Raw genomic sequence first — 17,776 nt, 5'->3', positions numbered from 1 at the left:
GATGAACAATGATCGGCGGCAAGGGCAGCGAGGCAGTGCCATGAAGCAACTTCTGTTGATCGGTATAGGCCCGGGCGACCCCCGTCAGGTCACTTTCGAGGCCGTCGATGCGTTGCGCCGTGCAACGGTGTTCTTCGTGCTCGACAAGGGCGGCGACAAGGATGAGCTGTTGCGGCTGCGCAAACTCATTCTTGAGCGCTATGTTCCCGAGGGAAAGTATCGCCTGGTGCAGGTGGAGGATCCGCGCCGGGATGGGCAGGCCCAGGACTATGTCGGCGCGGTGCAGGACTGGCACCGTGCGCGCGCAGCCCTGTATGCCCGGATGTTCGAGGATGAACTGGGGGAAGACGATGTCGGTGCCTTTCTGCTGTGGGGCGAGCCGGGCCTGTATGACAGCACCTTGCGCATTCTTGACCGGGTGCGCGAACGCGGGGTGGCGCTGCAGCTTGAAGTCATCCCCGGGATCAGCAGTGTCCAGGCCTTGGCCGCGCGGCACCGGATCGCGCTGAACCGCATTGGTGAGCCGCTGACCGTACTGCCGGGGCGGCGCCTGGCCGAGCAGGCGGTGATCGACAACGTGGTGGTGATGCTCGACGGACAGTGCGCGTTCACCGCGCTGGATGACCCGGGCCTGACGATCTACTGGGGGGCTTATCTGGGAACGGCAGACGAGATTCTGGTGGCGGGCAAGCTGGCGGAGGTCAAGACACATATCGTGCAAGTGCGCGAGGACGCGCGGCGGCGCAAGGGCTGGATCATGGATACCTACCTGTTGCGCCGGGAAGGGTGAGGCCGAGGTCAGGGCACCCCGAGGATCCCCACGACCTTGTCACGCAGTTGGTCGATGCTGAATGGCTTGCCGATCAGATGCATGCCCTCGGACACACTGACGTTCTCGGCGTAGCCGCTGGCGAACAGCACCGGCAGCAGGGGCCGGATTTCCCGGGCTTTGGCCGCCAGCTCGTCGCCGCGCATGTCGGGGAGGCCGACATCGGTCATCAGCAGCGCCAGGGGCTGCGCGGTATCTTCAAGAATCCTCAAGGCTTCGGTGGCGTCCTGCGCCTCGATGGTGGTGTAGCCCAACTCGTCGAGCACTTCGACCATCAGCATACGAACGATGTCGTCGTCTTCGACTACCAGAAGGTGCATGGTTTGAATCCTGTCGCGTAAGGGAAATGTCTTTACTCTGTGCCTGCCGCACGGGCAGAAGTTCCCTCAGGATAGCGGCCCCTGCAATTGGATGGAACGATTGGCCGCGGATACCTTCAAATACTGGCTAAATGCCCTGCCAGATCAGGCAAAGCTGGTTAGACTCGTACCAGGTACGGGGGTGGCAGCGGCATACAACAATGACTGAATGTAGTGGCCACACACTGTTCAATGGACTTATTTCGCTCGGGCGTTATCAGATGATTCAAGCAGCCTCCATGGATCAACGCAGCTTTCGCAAGCTGCTGAGCCGTAACGTCGGCCTCCCGTTGGGTGTCGGCCTGCTGGGCGCCGTCGCCTTTGTCGCGGTGATCAACTATTTGCTCTCGGCCATGCAATGGGTCGAGCACACCGATCGGGTGATCGGCAATGCCAACGAAACGGTCAAGCTGTCGATCGATATGGAAACCGGCATGCGCGGCTTCCTGATCACCGGCGACGAGCGCTTCCTCGACCCCTACGAGGTGGCCAAGCCGAGAATCTTCAGCAGTTTGGACAGCCTGCGTGGCATGGTCCTGGACAACCCACCGCAGGTCGAACGTATCGACCGCCTGGTGGCGCTTCAGCGTGCCTGGAACGAGTTCGGTAGCGAACTGATCAAGGCGCGCCGCGACCAGGGCGATTTTCGCGGCGTGATCGGCAGTGGTCGTGGCAAGCGCATCACTGACGAAATCCGCAAGGAATTCGACGACTTCGTTGCCACCGAGCAGCAGCTGCGCATGGCGCGCAACGAGACGGTCAGCACGGTCACCGTCACCGCGATCAGCGCATTCGTGCTGTTCATCGTCGGCCTCAGTGCGCTGCTGGCCTACCTGGGGCGGCGTGACCTGTTGGCGCTGTCGGAAAGCTACGTCAGCAATTTGCAGGCCCAGCAGCGTTCGGCCGAGCGTCTTGAACACCAGGCCTGGTTACGCAACGGACAGACCCAGTTGTCGCAGGAGGTCCTAGGGCAACTGACGCTGACCATGCTGGGCGACAATATCCTGCGCTTTTTTGCCGGCTACCTTGGCAGTGTGGTCGGTGCACTCTACATCCGCGATTCCCATGGCCGCCTGGTGCGCGTGGCCAGCTACGGGCTCGATGCCGAACAGCAAGGGCGCGATCAGGTGATGGCCGAGCACGATGGCCTGCTGGCCCAGGTGGTGCGCGAGCGTCGCGTGCTGCGCCTGGATGACCTGCCGCAGGATTACTACCGGTTGAGCTCCGGCCTGGGCAGCGGGCTGCCGCGCAGCGCTATGCTGGCGCCGGCCAGCGACAACAACCAGGTCAATGGCGTACTCGAGCTGGGCTTCCTGCGACCGTTGCAGGAGCGGGATGTCGAGTTGCTGGAACGGATCTCCGACAACCTCGGCATCTCCCTGGAGAGCGCGCGGTATCGCCAGCGCCTGCAGGAAGTGCTTGCCGAGACCCAGCAGTTGAATGAAGAACTGCAGGTCCAGCAAGAGGAGCTCAAGACTGCCAACGAGGAGCTCGAAGAGCAGTCGCGGGTGCTCAAGGAGTCCCAGGCTCACCTGGAGACCCAGCAGGCCGAGCTCGAGCAGACCAACGAGCAACTGGCCGAGCGCACCGTGGCCCTGGACCGCAAGAACAGCGAGCTCAATGCTGCGCAAATGGAACTGCAGGCACGTGCCGAGGACTTGCAGCGTTCCAGCAAGTACAAGTCCGAATTCCTCGCCAATATGTCCCATGAGCTGCGCACGCCGCTCAACAGTTCGCTGATCCTGGCCAAGTTGCTGGCCGAGAACGGTGAGGGCAACCTCAGCCAGGAACAGGTCAAGTTCGCTGAATCGATCTATTCGGCCGGTAACGACCTGCTCAACCTGATCAACGATATCCTCGATATCGCCAAGGTCGAGGCTGGCAAGCTCGAAGTACGTCCGGAGACCACCCAGGTGGTGCGCCTGGTCGAAGGACTGCGCGGCATGTTCCAGCCGCTGGCCGATGACAAGGGCCTGAGTTTCGAGGTGAAGCTGGAGTCGCAGGTGCCGGCGACCCTGTTTACCGACCGACAGCGTCTGGAGCAGATACTCAAGAACCTGCTGTCCAACGCCATCAAGTTCACCGAGCGTGGCCAGGTGAGCCTGAACATCAGTCATCAGGTCGGCATCGGCATCGTCTTTGCCGTGCGTGACAGCGGTATCGGTATCGCCGCCGACCAGCAACAGGCAATCTTCGGTGCCTTCCATCAGGTCGACGGCACCAGCAACCGCCGCTATGGCGGCACCGGTTTGGGCCTGTCGATCTCACGCGACCTGGCGCACTTGCTCGGTGGCCAGATCAGTGTCGACAGCAGTCCCGGTCAGGGCAGCGTGTTCAGCCTGATCATTCCCGAACGCTACGAATCGGTCGATAACCAGGAAGAGGTCCATAGCCTGCGCCCGACCCTCGATCAGTTGCCGCCGGCACCACGCGCGCTGGCTGCACCCCAGCAACCGCTGCCGATTCCTGCATTTGCCGACGACCGCGAGCAGGCGCCGTTCGCCAATCGCTGCATTCTGGTGATCGAGGACGAGCCGAACTTCGCCCGGATCCTCTACGACCTGGCCCACGAACTGGACTATAACTGCCTGGTCGCCCATGGCGCCGATGAAGGTTTCGCCCTGGCGGCACAGTACGTGCCTGATGCCGTGCTGCTGGACATGCGTCTGCCTGACCATTCCGGGCTTACCGTGCTGCAGCGCCTCAAGGAACAGGCCAACACCCGGCACATACCCGTGCACATCATCTCGGTGGAAGACCGCGTCGAGGCCGCCATGCACATGGGCGCGGTAGGCTACGCGGTCAAGCCGGCCAGCCGCGAGGAGCTCAAGGAGGTGTTCGGTCGCCTGGAAGCCAAGCTGACCCAGAAGCTCAAGCACATCCTGCTGGTGGAGGACGACGACCTGCAGCGCGAGAGCATCGCCCGGCTGATTGGCGACGACGACATCGAGATCACCGCGGTGGCCCTGGCCCAGGAGGCTCTGGAACTGCTGCGCGAGAACATCTACGACTGCATGATCATCGACCTCAAGCTGCCCGACATGCTCGGCAACGAGTTGCTCAAGCGCATGACCGCCGAAGACATCCGCAGCTTCCCGCCAGTGATCGTCTATACCGGGCGTAACCTGACCCGCGAGGAAGAGGCCGACCTGCTCAAGTACTCGCGCTCGATCATCATCAAGGGCGCGCGTTCGCCGGAGCGCCTGCTGGACGAGGTGACGCTGTTCCTGCACAAGGTCGAATCGCAACTGTCCCACGAGCGCCAACGCATGCTGAAGACGGCGCGCAGCCGCGACAAGGTGTTCGAGGGGCGCAAGATCCTGCTGGTGGACGACGATGTGCGTAACATCTTCGCCCTGACCAGTGCCCTGGAGCACAAGGGCGCCATCGTCGAGATCGGGCGCAACGGCCGCGAAGCGCTGGAGCGCCTCGAACAGCACGAGGATATCGACCTGGTGCTGATGGACGTGATGATGCCGGAAATGGACGGCTATGAAGCGACCCGCCTGATCCGTCAGCAGGCACGCTGGCGCAAGCTGCCGATCATCGCCGTGACGGCCAAGGCCATGAAGGATGACCAGCAGCGTTGCCTGCAGGCGGGCGCCAACGATTACCTGGCAAAGCCGATCGACCTGGACCGCCTGTTCTCCCTGATCCGCGTCTGGCTGCCGCAACTGGAGCGAATTTGACTAGCGAACGCAACACCGATATCGAGATCCGGCTGCTGATCGAGGCGATCTACCTCAAGTACAGCTACGACTTCCGTGATTACTCAGGCGCTTCGATCAAGCGCCGGATCCTCCATGCCCTGCGTCAGTTCGACTGCCGTACCGTGACTGCGCTGCAGGAGCGAGTACTGCACGACCCAGGCATGTTCATGCAGTTGCTGCAATACCTGACGATCCCGGTCAGCGAGATGTTCCGCGACCCAGGCCACTTCCTCGCCCTGCGCGAGGAGGTGGTGCCGCTGCTGCGCACCTGGCCATCACTGAAGATCTGGATCGCCGGTTGCAGCACGGGGGAGGAGGTGTACTCCATGGCCATCCTGCTACGTGAGGAAGGGTTGCTGGAGCGCACCATCATCTACGCTACCGACATCAACCCAAGTTCCCTGGAGAAGGCCAAGCAGGGCATCTATTCGATGCAGAGCCTGCGTGAGTACGAGGAGAACTACCGCAAGGCCGGAGGGCGGCGCGACTTTTCCGAGTACTACACCGCCGCCTACGGCAACGCGATCATGGACAGCAGCCTGCGCGACAACGTGACCTTCGCCGACCATAGCCTGGCCACCGACAGCGTGTTTTCCGAAACCCAGTTGGTGTCATGCCGCAATGTGCTGATCTATTTCAACAAGGACTTGCAGGACCGCGCCCTGGGGCTGTTCCACGAGTCGCTGTGCCATCGCGGCTTCCTGTTCCTGGGCAGCAAGGAGTCGGTGGATTTCTCGGCCTATAGTGACCGCTTCGAGCCTTTGGTAAGGCCCGAGCGGATCTACCGCAAGACATGAACGGCGTGCGCGCAGTGGTCATCGGCGCCTCGGCCGGCGGCGTCGCGGCCTTGTTCGAAGTGCTTGGCGCCTTGCCTCAAGGTTTTGCCCAGCCGGTGCTGTGTGTGCTGCACCTGCCGGATGATCGCCACAGCCAACTGGCCGAAGTGCTGCAGCGCCGGGTGAATCGCCCGGTGCGCGAGGCTCGTGACAAGGAACGGATAGAGGCCGGGCAGATCTATGTTGCAGCGCCCGGTTATCACTTGTCGGTGGAGCGCGACCTGAGTTTGTCGCTGAGCCAGGAGGCACCGGTACACTTTTCACGCCCGGCGATCGACTTCCTCTTCGCCTCGGCTGCCGATGCCTATTGCGAAGGGCTGCTCGGCGTGCTGCTCACCGGTGCCAACGAAGATGGCGCCGAGGGCCTAGCCTACATCAAGAAGTGCGGAGGCCGGACCGTGGTCCAGGACCCCCGCGACGCACAGGTTGCGCTGATGCCCGAGGCCGCACTGGCCCTGCATTGCCCCGACCATATTCTTTCTCTGAGCGGTATCGGACAGTTGCTCGCCACCCTGGAACCCAGCGCATGCTAAGCCACATCATCGCCAAACTGCTGATCGTCGACGATCTGCCGGAAAACCTGCTGGCCCTCGATGCCCTGATCCAGGGTGAGGACCGTGAGGTGCACCGCGCCCAGTCGGCCGAGCAGGCCTTGTCGCTGCTGCTCGAGCACGAGTTCGCCCTGGCCATCCTCGATGTGCAGATGCCGGGCATGAATGGCTTCGAGCTGGCCGAGCTGATGCGCGGCATGGAGAAGACCAAGAACATTCCGATCGTCTTCGTCAGCGCTGCTGGCCGCGAGATGAACTACGCCTTCAAGGGCTACGAGAGCGGCGCGGTGGACTTCCTGCACAAGCCGTTGGACACCCAGGCGGTCAAGAGCAAGGTGTCGGTGTTCGTCGACCTTTATCGTCAGCGCCAGGTGCTCGGTCGTCAGTTGGAAGCGCTCGAGCGCAGCCGGCAGGAGCAGGAGCAACTGCTGGCCCAGCTGCAGGTGGCGCGCAGCGAACTGGAGCGTGCGGTGCGCATGCGCGATGACTTCATGTCGATCGTCTCCCACGAGGTACGCACGCCGCTCAATGGCCTGATCCTGGAGACCCAACTGCGCAAGATGCATTTGTCGCGTGGCAACCTCGCGGCGTTCAGCGAAACCCACCTGAAGGCGATGGTCGAGCGCGACGAACGGCAGATCAACAGCTTGATCCGGCTGATCGAGGACATGCTCGATGTGTCGCGCATCCGCACCGGCAAGCTGTCGATCCGCCCGCGGCCGTTCGATCTGTCGCAGTTGGCGCGCGGCCTGGTGGAGAACTTCGCGGCCCAGGCAACGGCGCTGGATACCCACATCGAACTGCAACGCTGCGAGGTGCTGCAGGGGGAGTGGGACGAGTTCCGTATCGAGCAGGTGCTGGCCAACCTGCTGTCCAATGCCTTGCGCTATGGTGAGCGACGCCCGGTCCAGGTGCGGGTGTTCGAGCAAAGCGGCATGGCCTGTGTGCAGGTTCAGGATCACGGCATTGGCATCAGTACCGCCAACCAGCAGCGGATCTTCCAGCAGTTCGAGCGAGTTGCGGCGCATCAGGCCAGTGGTGGGCTGGGGCTGGGATTGTATATCTCCGAGCAGATCGTGCAGGCCCACGGTGGACGAATCCAGGTCGAGAGCGAAGAGGGGCAAGGTGCGACCTTCAGCATCCTGCTGCCGCTGGCGACGGCCGATCAACAAAGTGACCAGGCACAGGCAACCTCTGTGTGACCTGGTGGTCAGATGGCCAACTATTTGAAATTCAAGGCGTTGTGATGAGCGAAGATGCACAAGATGTGGTGCTGGTGGTCGAGGACGAACCGGTCATTCGGATGATCCTGCGCGACTACCTGGCAGGCGAGGGCTACCACGTGTTGGTCGCCGAAGACGGTGAGCAGGCGTTCGCGATTCTGGCGAGCAAGCCGCACCTGGACCTGATGGTCACGGACTTTCGCCTGCCAGGCGGGATTTCCGGGGTGGAGATCGCCGAACCCGCGGTCAAGCTGCGACCGGATCTCAAGGTGATCTTCATCAGCGGCTATCCCGCAGAGATCCTCGAGTCGGGCAGCCCGATCGCGCGCAAGGCGCCGATCCTGGCCAAACCGTTCGACCTCGACACCCTGCATCAACAGATCCAGGCATTGCTCAGATAATGGGGCTTATACCGCCTTGGTGTTGAGCAACCGCACACCCAGCCCGATGAACAGCGCGCCCGTGGCGCGTTTGAACCAGGCTGCCAGGCGCGACGCCTTCAGGCGTTGACCGAAGCGGTAGGCGGTGAAGCAGTAGAACGAATGCACCAGCCCGACGATGGCCGCGATACTGATGAACATTGCCGCGAACTGGCCGAAGATCGGCCGGCCAGGTTCGAGGAATTGCGGCAGGAAGGCGCAGAAGAACACCAGGGTCTTGGGATTGCTCGCCGACACCAGAAAGGCCTCGACGCCGATCCGCCATTTCGCTCGAGGGGCGACCGGTGTGATTTCGCCTGCAGGCAGCTTGGGCTTGTCCCGTGACAGCAGTTGCCGCAGGCCAAGGTAGATCAGATACCCGGCGCCCACCAGCTTCAACGCCAGAAATGCCGCTGGCAGCGAGATCAACAGCGCACCGACACCCATCGCCACACCGCTGATCAGCAGCAACTGCGCACTGAGGTTGCCCAGCAGCGTCATGCCCATGCCGGACGGGCCGTAACGCAGGGCGTTGCGTACGGTCAGCAGGACGTTGGGGCCAGGGGTGAGCGAGGTGATCAGGTAGGCCAGTGAAAACGTCAGCCAGAGGTGCAGTGCCATGGAGCGCGGTCCTTCGCAGGGGAAAGCGTCAAGATGCCAGCAATCGGCGCCGGATGCCATGGCAATGGGTATTTCTGCACTGTCCGTACCTGACAGAAGGCGTCGCTACCAGAGCGCCACGGCGCCCGCTGCAATGACCCGTCCAAATACTTCGAGCGCCTTGTCCACATCAGCTTCGGTGCTGTAGCGCCCCAGGCTGATGCGTACGCTGCTGCGTGCCTGCTGCTCGCTCAGCCCCAGGGCCAGCAGCACATGGGACGCGGCGTTGCTGGCCGAGTTGCACGCCGAGGTCGTGGAGATGGCCAGTTCGCTCGCCAGTGCCGCACTGCTGAAGCCCTTGGCCTCGATGCACAGGTTCAAGGTGTGCGGGATACGTTGCTCGGCGCACCCGTTGAGGCTCACACCCGGCAAGGCCAGCAGGCCGCCACGCAGGCGTTGCGACAGTGCCTGGATCCGTTGGTGCTCGCTTGCGGCCAGGGAACCGGCCAGGGCGAAGGCACTCCCCATGCCGACGATCTGATGCCCCGGCAGCGTGCCGGAGCGCAGCCCGCCTTCGTGGCCGCCCCCATGCATCTGCGCATGCAGGCAGGGGCGAGCACTGCTGCCGACGTACAGCGCGCCAATGCCCTTGGGGCCGTAGACCTTGTGTGCGGAAAATGACATCAGGTCGACGGCTTGTCGCGCCAGATCGATGTTGACCTTGCCCACGGCCTGGGCGGCATCCACATGCAGCAGTGCGCCGTGTTCGCGGACGCATTCGCCGATCCGGGTGAAGTCGGTGATGGTGCCCAGCTCGTTGTTGACCGCCATCAACGACACCAGACGAGTGTCGCCACGCAGGGCGGCCTGGACGACCTCTGGCTGTATCAGCCCCTGTGCATCCGGCACCAGCCTTGTGACCGCCCAGCCCTGACGCTCCAGTTCGGCGACAGTGTCGAGCACGGCCTTGTGTTCCAACTGGCTGGTGATCAAGTGGCCTGGCTGGCCGGCGCCCTGGGCGATGCCCTTGAGGGCGAGGTTGTTCGACTCGGTGGCACCGGAGGTCCATACCAGCGATTCGGTCGCCGCGCCGACCTGCTCGGCGACCTGGCGGCGGGCCTGTTCCACCAGCTCGCGGGCGGCCTGGCCATAGGCGTGACCGCTGGACGCAGGATTGCCGAAATGAGCCTGGCGGCCCATGCAGGCAAGCATGCTTTCGATGACCCGGTCATCGACCGGGGTGGTGGCGGCGTAGTCGAGGTACAGCGGCAAGTTGTGCATCAGGCGGGTCCGTGCGGGCAGAGGCTGAGGAATGTCAGCATGCTAGGGGAACCGCGGGGGAATGAGTTTTCCTTGTTTTCGCCTTTTTCAGCGGTTGATGGAAATATTTTTCGTCGCAAGGCCGGTCAGGAGAAAACTATTCTGGCCGGCCTTGCATCAAAGCCTCCAGCATCCTTCGAAGCGTTCGCAAACGCCATATTGCCGGTCAAGCTGCGCCATGGCCCGCAGGTGTTCGAGCTTCGTTTCAGCGGTGACCTGGCGGTAGACCCGCACGTAGTAACGGCCCATGTCGCGCATGCGTACCTCGCGGCCGTTGTAGCGATTTCCCGGTTCCAGGCCCGCCCAGATCTGCAACTGCTGATCCTGCACGCTGTTGAGGTATTGGCGGTTATTGTCGCGGAATCTGGCCTGGGTGAGGGCCTTGACCTGGCCAAGGGCTTGCTCGAAATGCTGCAGATTGGCGCGGTACTGGTCCCAGTAGGCATCGGGCAGCGTGGCATTGCCCAAGGCCTGGCGACGTTCGGCGATCTGCCGATCGGCCGGAGGTTGCTGCAGGTTGCTGGCTTGCAGTATGTCGATCACTGCGCCGGACGAGGTCAGGCTGTCATTGATAAGGCCTTCGATCATTGCGCTGCGTTGCACGGAGGCGGGCAGTGGAGTGGGCGGTAGCGGGAACAGCGGGGAGGTGCCGCTACAGCTTGCCAGGGGCTCATCGCTCAGTGGGTAGGGGATGCGAACATCCTTGCCGTCGATGCGTTGCAGGCGGGTGAGTTGAAGCATGCAGTAACCGTCGCTGCGATCGACGCTCACTTCGTATTCGGAACCGGCGGCGGGGGTGAAGGTGACCCCGATCGAGCAAGGCGCGCCACCGGTGCTCAAGGTGTTGGCAAATAGATAGAGTGGCTGGTCGGGCTCCAGGCGGATCTCCAGGTAGCCACGGGTGTCGGCGGTGGGCGGCACGCGCATGTCGGCGCGGCGTCGAGTGTCTCTGGCCAGGAAATTGTTGAGCAGGCCGGTGGTGCTGCCCTCGCACCGGGGACCTCGGTAGACATCCAGCGTCGAGTTGGAGGTGTTGGCGACGTAGCGCAGTTTCGACGCGTCAGTGCGGCTGCTGTCCTGGTAGGTGCCGTTGAAGCTGCAGGCGCCGAGCAGTGTGCAGGCGGCAACCAGAGTGATGGAGCGTGCTGCGGTGGCGAGCATTATCGTCCTTGAGCGTTGGGTGAGGGCGGTGCAGATGCTAGAGGTGATGGCACAGTTCGTCCAGTGTGCCATCATCGACTGCGCCGCCTGGGCTTCAGTCGACAGCGGCCTGCGCGGCAATCTCCCGCTCATCCTGTGCCACCACCTGCTGGCACAGCTCGATGATCTGTTCGCGCATCCAGCGGTTGGCCGGGTCCTGATCAGTGCTTTCATGCCAGTACAAGTGCGTTTCCAGTGGCGGGACTTCTACCGGCAGCGTCAGGTAGCGCAACTGATGGCGGCGTGCGAAGCGCTCGGGTACGGTCATCACCATGTCGGTCTGCTGCAGCACCTGCGAGGCCATCAGGTAGTGTTGCGAGCGCAGCGCGATCTTGCGCTGCACGCCCATCTTGCCCAGCGCCAGATCGACGTAGCCCAGGCCGTTGCGACGACTGGAAATATGGATATGGGTCATGCCCAGGTAGCTATCGAGCGTCAGCTTGGCCTCGCCCAGCGGGTGGCCCTGGCGCAGGGCGCAGACATAGCGATCCTGCATCAGCTTGACGTGGCGCACCTGGGGGTCGGTGTTCAGCGGAGCATCGACGGCGAAGTCCAGGCGGCCTGCGGCCAGCTCCTTGGTGGTCTCGCGGCGCTTGCACAGGAAGCTCTCGATCACCACACCCGGCGCCAGGCGGCGCAAGCGCTGGAACAGCAGAGGCAGGACCACCGCCTCGGTGAGGTCGGTCATGCTGATGCGGAAGGTCTTGCTGGCCTGCTGCGGATTGAAGATTCGGCTTTCCTGCACCGAAGTGCGCAGCAGGGCCAGGGCGTTACGCACCGGCCCGATGATGTTCTGCGCCATCGGTGTCGGCACCATGCCTTGGGCGGTGCGCACGAACAGTGGGTCGTTGAAGGTTTCGCGCAGGCGCGACAGGGCGTTGGAAACGGCAGGTTGAGTGATGCCGACGATCTGCCCGGCACGGGTCAGGTTGGCTTCGGTGTAGATGGCGTCGAAGACGATGAACAGGTTGAGATCGACCTTGCTGAGGTTCATAGGGGCGCCACGCGTTGTTGATGTTATTCGTCGATCATATATCGGTTATGAATGTTAATACACGCGGAAAATAGACTAGGTGGATTGACCTGGGCTGCTCTAGGCTCTGTGCATGTTCTTCATTCCGCAAAGGTAGCCCAGATGGATTTCGCCTATACGCCCAAGGTCCAGGCTCTGCGCGAGCGCGTCACCGCGTTCATGGACACCCATGTCTATCCCGCCGAAGCCGTGTTCGAGCGTCAGGTTGCCGAAGGTGATCGCTGGCAGCCCACTGCGATCATGGAAGAGCTCAAGGCCAAGGCCCGGGCCGAAGGGCTGTGGAACCTGTTCTTGCCCGAGTCCGAGTACGGCGCGGGGCTGACCAACCTGGAATACGCACCGTTGGCCGAGATCATGGGCCGTTCGCTGCTGGGGCCGGAGCCGTTCAACTGCTCGGCGCCGGATACCGGCAACATGGAGGTCCTGGTGCGTTATGGCAGCGAGGCGCAGAAACAGCAGTGGCTGGAACCACTGCTGCGCGGCGAAATCCGCTCGGCGTTTGCCATGACCGAACCTGACGTGGCCTCGTCCGATGCCACCAACATGGCTGCCACCGCCGTGCGTGATGGTGACGAGTGGGTGATCAACGGGCGCAAGTGGTGGACCTCCGGCGCCTGCGACCCGCGCTGCAAGGTGATGATCTTCATGGGGCTGTCGAACCCCGATGGCCCGCGCCACCAGCAGCACTCGATGGTGCTGGTGCCCACCGATGCTCCCGGGGTGAAGATCGTTCGCCCGCTGCCGGTGTTCGGTTACGACGACGCGCCCCATGGTCATGCCGAGGTGCTGTTCGACAACGTGCGCGTGCCTTACGACAACGTCATCCTCGGCGAAGGGCGTGGTTTCGAGATTGCCCAGGGGCGCCTGGGGCCAGGCCGTATCCACCATTGCATGCGGTCGATCGGCATGGCTGAACGTGCCCTGGAGCTGATGTGCAAGCGTGCGGTAAGCCGCACCGCGTTCGGTCGCCCGCTGGCCCGGCTGGGCGGCAATGTCGACAAGATCGCCGACTCGCGGATGGAAATCGATATGGCGCGCCTGCTGACCCTCAAGGCGGCGTACATGATGGACACCGCCGGCAACAAGGTGGCGCGTAGCGAGATTGCCCAGATCAAGGTGGTGGCGCCGAATGTCGCGCTCAAGGTGATCGACCGGGCGATCCAGATTCATGGTGGTGCGGGTGTGAGCGGCGACTTCCCGCTGGCCTACATGTATGCCATGCAGCGCACCTTGCGCCTGGCCGACGGGCCCGATGAAGTGCACCGGGCGGCGATCGGCAAGTACGAGATCGGCAAGTATGTGCCCAGGGAGATGCTGCGCAGCGGGCAGTAAGCCCGCTGGGCATGTACTTGCCGTCAAGGGCCGGTGTGGTTCGTGGCAGGGGCCGTGGATGATCCTGGCGCGGCGTCGCCAGGGGGCGCTTCGGCCTTGCTCGGGCTCTCTTGGGCCAAGGCAGGTTCTTGCCTTTCGCTGGCTCGGGTCTTGAACAGCGACAGCACCACGCCGCCCAGCAGCAACCCGAATGTCACGCCCAGCGACAGCAGCGCCGGCACCTTGCCCACCAACCCGTGGTAGAAGATCTTGCAACCGATGAAGATCAGCACCATCGCCAGGGCGTACTTGAGGTAGACGAAGCGGTGCATCAACGCTGACAGGGCGAAGTACAGCGAGCGCAGGCCAAGGATGGCGAAGATGTTCGAGGTGTAGACGATGAACGGATCCTGGGTGATGGCGAAGATCGCCGGCACGCTGTCGACGGCAAACACCAGGTCGGCCAGTTCGATCAGCACCAGGGCGAGAAACAGTGGAGTGGCGTAACGCAACGCCTTGCTCTGGCCGGGTGGCGTGAGACGGACGAAGAAGTGCTTGCCATGGATCTGGTCAGTGACCCGCATGTGCCTGCGCACGAAGCGCAGCACCGGGTTGTTGGCCAGATCCGGACGGCTGTCTTCTCTGGAAAGCGCCATCTTCACCCCGGTGAACAGCAGGAACGCACCGAACAGGTAGAGCACCCAGGCGAAGTTCTGTACCAGCGCAGCGCCCACGCCAATCATGATCGCACGCAGGACTACCACGCCTAGGATGCCCCAGAACAGCACGCGGTGCTGGTAACGGCGAGGGATGGCGAAGAAGCTGAAGATCATCGCCATGACGAACACGTTGTCCATCGACAGCGACTGCTCGACTAGGAAGCCCGTGTAGAACTCCAGTGCCGACTGGGCGCCGAGCTCGTACCACACCCATACCCCGAACAGCACGCCCACGCTGAAATAGCCCGAGTACAGCAGCAGGCTTTCACGCATTTCGATTTCACGTTCCTGGCGGTGCAGCACGCCCAGGTCGAGGACCAGCAGGGCGATGACGATGGTGACGAAGACCAGCCATAACCAAGTGCTGGTGCCGAGCAGGGGTGTTGTGAGGAATGTCTGCAGAGCTGTCATGAGCCCCTCCTTGATTGTCGACGTTGCATGGCAACAGTGATTCCGACATGGCGGCGCAAACCGTCAGAGGGGCCCGGCATCACATGGGTGTAAGCCTAGTCCATGGAGTGCCGGGGCCAAGGGGAGGGGTGTTACATTTCTTTGCCTGATTAGGGTTTCCCGAGCGCGTCGACGACTTTGCGCGCCACTTCGGACGGCATCCAGGCTTCCCAGACCTGCGGATGCTCGCGCAGAAATACCTTGGCCGCCTCCCGCGGGTCCTGGCGTTTCTCGCTCATGATGGCCAAGGCCTGATTGAGGGTGTCGATTGGCAAGTCGACTTTTTCGAACAGGGCCACCAGGTCCGGGTACTGCGTCTTGAAAGCCCGCGATACGCCAATCGACAGTTTGGCGGGCAGCGAACTGCTGCCGCGTGGGGCGGGGTTGGCCGGGTCGGTCAAGGTGGCCCAGGCCTGGGCATCGTAAGGCGGCTCTTCCAGGCGTACGAGGTCGAAGCGGCCCATCAGGGGCGTGGGGCTCCAGTAATAGAACAGCACGGGCTGGCCGCGCCGAATCGCCGAGCTGACCTCGGCATCGAGGGCGGCGCCGGAGCCGGTGCGAAAATTGGTGTATAGCCCCTCTAGTGCGTAAGCCTTGAGCTTCTGGGTGTTGACGATTTCCGACGTCCAGCCGCTGGGGCTGTTGAGGAAGCGGCCTTTGGTCGGCGCCTCGGGGTCTTTGAATACCTGCGGGTAGCGCTTGAGGTCGGCGACGCTCTTGAGTTCTGGCGCCAGCGGCTTCAGGTTGCGCGCCGGGTCGCCCTTGATCACGTATGCCGGCACATACCAGCCTTCCACGGCGTTCTTCACGGTATCGCCCAAGGCGAACACCAGGCCTTTTTTCTCGGCGTCGACCCAAGCGGGGCTGCGGCCGGCCCATTCTTCGGCGATCACTTGCAGGTCGTTTTTCGCCAGTGCCACTTCCATGCTGACGGTACTGCCGGGGAGGGTGTCAGTGGGGTATCCGTAACCCTTCTCGACGATCAGGCGCAGGATTTCGGTGGTCAGGGCGCCGCTTTCCCAGCCGATGGCGCCGAACTGGATAGGCTTGGCTGACTCGGCGCGTGCTGCGCTGTCGGTACTGGCCAGGCCCAGCGCGAGCAGCAGCCCGGCCAGCAGCGTGGGAATCTTTTTCATCATGACCTCTTCGTTTGTGGGCTTGCCAACTGGGCAGTGTAGACCAGGGCATGGTAGGGCCGGGCTCGCGATGCTGCTTCCCTCTGCAAGCAAACCCTGACCTGCCCAATCATCGTCCCACCGGCGGATGGTTGCTTGCCGGCCCCCACTTCTACTTTCTTGCCCCGAGGGCTTGTGATGACTGACCTGAAATTTGTCCATTACCGCAGCTACCGCTTCGATGGGCTACTGCTCGTTCGCTGTACCGGAAGTGATCTTGAGAACATCAAGCGCATCACCTACCAGTTGCACAGGAAAGACGGGAATAGCGTCAGCTTGCTGCAGACCGAGACGGCACCTTCACATGCCTCCAGTGGTGAGTTGACCGACTATGGCTGCCCCATTACGTTCAAGGTCGATGCGCCTTACGGTCGTTTCGCCATCACGCCTACCGTGACCTGGATTCAAAAGGCGGGTGGCGCTACGCGTACATTTGCGCCACTGGAGTTCGACATTCAGCCCGGGGAATCGACGCGTACCTTTCTTGGCTCGGGCCGCAGCAGGCGCGACGCCACGTCTGATCCGGCGGCGCGCAAGATGCCGCAGTCGTTCGAGCTGGTCGACGACATGCTGCAGCAACACGACCCTATCAACTTCAAACCTGCGGTCGGCCCTTTGCTGGTGAAGTTTGCCGAGGGTGGTGCCGAGCGCTTCGCCGCAGACATGCAAGCGGATTCGAACTCCCTGCTGATGCGGCGCTGGCCGGGGCTGGAGCATCTTTTGCAATGGCGCCAGTACCTTGAGCCCGAGCAACGCGATATCGAAAGCTTGCAGGCATTGCGCGATTATTGGCAGATCGAACAGCCCGCCAGCATGAACAACGACACGTTCATCGTGCTCGGCAAACATGTGGCGCAACTGGACTATGTGGAGCATGTGCACCTGCCCCCCGTGGGCGAACAGTCGGCCGCAGGGCCATTGCTTCTCGCTGGTGCCTTGGCGACGGTGCTGACCGGGGTCGCCGTTCACTACGGTAACAAGGCATATAACGAGTCGCAGCCCACCCCCGATTTCGAAGCGCTTCAGCGCTACCTTGACGAGCCGGATGCGTTGATCAAGGGTCTTAACATCCGCAAGGCCTGGGAAAAGGAGGTCAAGGGGCGAGGGGCACGCGTGCATCTGGTTGATGGTGGCCTTTACCCAAATCATGAAGAGCTGCGCGGCAACAGCGCTATCAAGGTCATTGTCCTGGAGCCAAACGGTAGCCCTGATCACGGCAGCTCATCGGCAGGGGTGATAATCGCCTCTGCCAACGGTACCGGGGTTACAGGCATCAGCCATCAGTCGGAAGTGTTCTTCTACAACTCCGAGGCAGGAAGGCGCACGCTCGATCAACTGCTGATCCGGGTCATGCCCGGCGATGTGGTCACCATAGTCCGTCAGGTCCACGATGCTAAAAGGCCGGAGGCGTACCTGCCGACGTTGCACTCCGCGATGTGGTCGAGCGTAATCGAACGATTGGTTGACCGTGGGGCTGTGGTCGTATGTGCAGCGGGTAATGGGTTCAACCAGGACAACAGCGATATCGGGGCAGTGGCAGGGACTGGGGTGAACCTGTCGCGATGGCGTTACTTCGATGCCACGAAAGACATTGGTGCCATCGTAGTAGGGGCGTGTGAGTCATGGTCTGGCCATCCCCACAGAAAATCCAACTACAACTACCCCTATCGCATGCTCAACGCCTGGGGAGACTCGGTGGTGACACTTGGTTTGTCACCCACTGGGTTCTTGCAGGACAAGGACGGCAATGACAGGGACTACACCAACATCTATGGCGGCACCTCGTCTGCGACAGCGATGATAGGTGGCGCGCTGACGCTGATCCAGTCCTACGCCATGGAACAGCACCATCTCTACCTGAACGCCTACGAGATGCATATGTTGCTGATGCAGACAGGCTACACCGACGCGATGTTCCCCCATGAATCCCAGCCGCCGATGGGCGTTCGGCCAAACGTGTACGCCGCGTTGAGGCGGCTTGACAGGATTCTTGATGGCGGCCGGTTCTACTCGCCCCAGAAAAACGAAGGCTGAGCGCGCC

At 62.4% G+C, this 17,776-nt stretch carries 15 protein-coding genes; 8 read left to right on the top strand and 7 right to left on the bottom strand.

The genetic code is table 11. The features are described from left to right. Positions 1-40 precede the first annotated feature (40 nt). Positions 41-790, top strand: a complete 750-nt coding sequence (cobF, locus tag HU748_RS05160; RefSeq protein WP_186664410.1) for a precorrin-6A synthase (deacetylating) — start codon at positions 41-43, stop codon at positions 788-790. Positions 791-798: 8 nt separating this feature from the next. Here cobF and HU748_RS05155 read toward each other — a convergent pair whose 3' ends face one another. Beyond that, on the bottom strand, positions 799-1,149 hold the full coding sequence (locus HU748_RS05155) for a response regulator (RefSeq protein ID WP_186719515.1): 351 nt from the start codon (positions 1,147-1,149) through the stop codon (positions 799-801). Positions 1,150-1,409: 260 nt separating this feature from the next. On the opposite strand from HU748_RS05155, the gene HU748_RS05150 reads away from it, so the two are divergent. Genes HU748_RS05150 through HU748_RS05130 form a run of 5 tightly spaced genes read left to right on the top strand, consistent with a single transcriptional unit; the run spans position 1,410 to position 7,909 of the window. After that, complete coding sequence (locus tag HU748_RS05150; RefSeq protein ID WP_186719512.1) at positions 1,410-4,877, top strand: response regulator; 3,468 nt, start codon at positions 1,410-1,412, stop codon at positions 4,875-4,877. Then, on the top strand, positions 4,874-5,695 hold the full coding sequence (locus HU748_RS05145) for a protein-glutamate O-methyltransferase CheR (protein ID WP_065862793.1): 822 nt from the start codon (positions 4,874-4,876) through the stop codon (positions 5,693-5,695). The genes HU748_RS05150 and HU748_RS05145 overlap by 4 nt, the downstream gene beginning before the upstream one ends. Then, positions 5,692-6,267: a chemotaxis protein CheB gene (locus HU748_RS05140; protein ID WP_186664416.1), complete on the top strand. Its 576-nt coding sequence runs from the start codon at positions 5,692-5,694 to the stop codon at positions 6,265-6,267. The genes HU748_RS05145 and HU748_RS05140 overlap by 4 nt, the downstream gene beginning before the upstream one ends. Beyond that, complete coding sequence (locus HU748_RS05135) at positions 6,261-7,487, top strand: hybrid sensor histidine kinase/response regulator (protein ID WP_186664418.1); 1,227 nt, start codon at positions 6,261-6,263, stop codon at positions 7,485-7,487. The genes HU748_RS05140 and HU748_RS05135 overlap by 7 nt, the downstream gene beginning before the upstream one ends. Positions 7,488-7,531: 44 nt before the next feature. Beyond that, positions 7,532-7,909: a response regulator gene (locus HU748_RS05130; RefSeq protein ID WP_186708328.1), complete on the top strand. Its 378-nt coding sequence runs from the start codon at positions 7,532-7,534 to the stop codon at positions 7,907-7,909. Positions 7,910-7,915: 6 nt separating this feature from the next. Here the strand turns inward: HU748_RS05130 and HU748_RS05125 are convergent, their stop codons facing one another. The 4 genes from HU748_RS05125 to HU748_RS05110 all read right to left on the bottom strand — a co-directional run bounded on the left by HU748_RS05125 (position 7,916) and on the right by HU748_RS05110 (position 12,041). Continuing rightward, entirely contained in the window at positions 7,916-8,548 is a 633-nt protein-coding gene (locus tag HU748_RS05125; RefSeq protein ID WP_186664422.1) for a LysE family translocator, read from the bottom strand. 105 nt (positions 8,549-8,653) lie between these two features. Next, positions 8,654-9,808, bottom strand: a complete 1,155-nt coding sequence (locus tag HU748_RS05120) for an aminotransferase class V-fold PLP-dependent enzyme (protein ID WP_186719508.1) — start codon at positions 9,806-9,808, stop codon at positions 8,654-8,656. A gap of 156 nt (positions 9,809-9,964) precedes the next feature. After that, entirely contained in the window at positions 9,965-11,008 is a 1,044-nt protein-coding gene (locus HU748_RS05115; protein WP_186719505.1) for a hypothetical protein, read from the bottom strand. Between the two features lie 94 nt (positions 11,009-11,102). Then, positions 11,103-12,041: a LysR family transcriptional regulator gene (locus HU748_RS05110; RefSeq protein ID WP_186708326.1), complete on the bottom strand. Its 939-nt coding sequence runs from the start codon at positions 12,039-12,041 to the stop codon at positions 11,103-11,105. Between the two features lie 141 nt (positions 12,042-12,182). On the opposite strand from HU748_RS05110, the gene HU748_RS05105 reads away from it, so the two are divergent. After that, positions 12,183-13,412, top strand: a complete 1,230-nt coding sequence (locus HU748_RS05105; protein ID WP_186719502.1) for an acyl-CoA dehydrogenase — start codon at positions 12,183-12,185, stop codon at positions 13,410-13,412. 23 nt (positions 13,413-13,435) lie between these two features. Here the strand turns inward: HU748_RS05105 and HU748_RS05100 are convergent, their stop codons facing one another. Both HU748_RS05100 and HU748_RS05095 read right to left on the bottom strand, forming a co-directional pair. Then, complete coding sequence (locus tag HU748_RS05100; protein WP_186664432.1) at positions 13,436-14,521, bottom strand: TerC family protein; 1,086 nt, start codon at positions 14,519-14,521, stop codon at positions 13,436-13,438. 149 nt (positions 14,522-14,670) lie between these two features. Then, positions 14,671-15,696: an ABC transporter substrate-binding protein gene (locus HU748_RS05095; RefSeq protein ID WP_186665417.1), complete on the bottom strand. Its 1,026-nt coding sequence runs from the start codon at positions 15,694-15,696 to the stop codon at positions 14,671-14,673. Between the two features lie 177 nt (positions 15,697-15,873). Here HU748_RS05095 and HU748_RS05090 point away from each other — a divergent pair, with 177 nt between their 5' ends. Continuing rightward, positions 15,874-17,769, top strand: a complete 1,896-nt coding sequence (locus HU748_RS05090) for a S8 family serine peptidase (protein ID WP_186719498.1) — start codon at positions 15,874-15,876, stop codon at positions 17,767-17,769. The last annotated feature ends 7 nt before the right edge of the window (positions 17,770-17,776 follow it).

This window comes from Pseudomonas sp. RW3S2 (assembly GCF_014268955.1).
GTDB lineage: Bacteria > Pseudomonadota > Gammaproteobacteria > Pseudomonadales > Pseudomonadaceae > Aquipseudomonas > Aquipseudomonas wayambapalatensis.
This window is presented reverse-complemented; position numbering and strand designations above follow the sequence as displayed.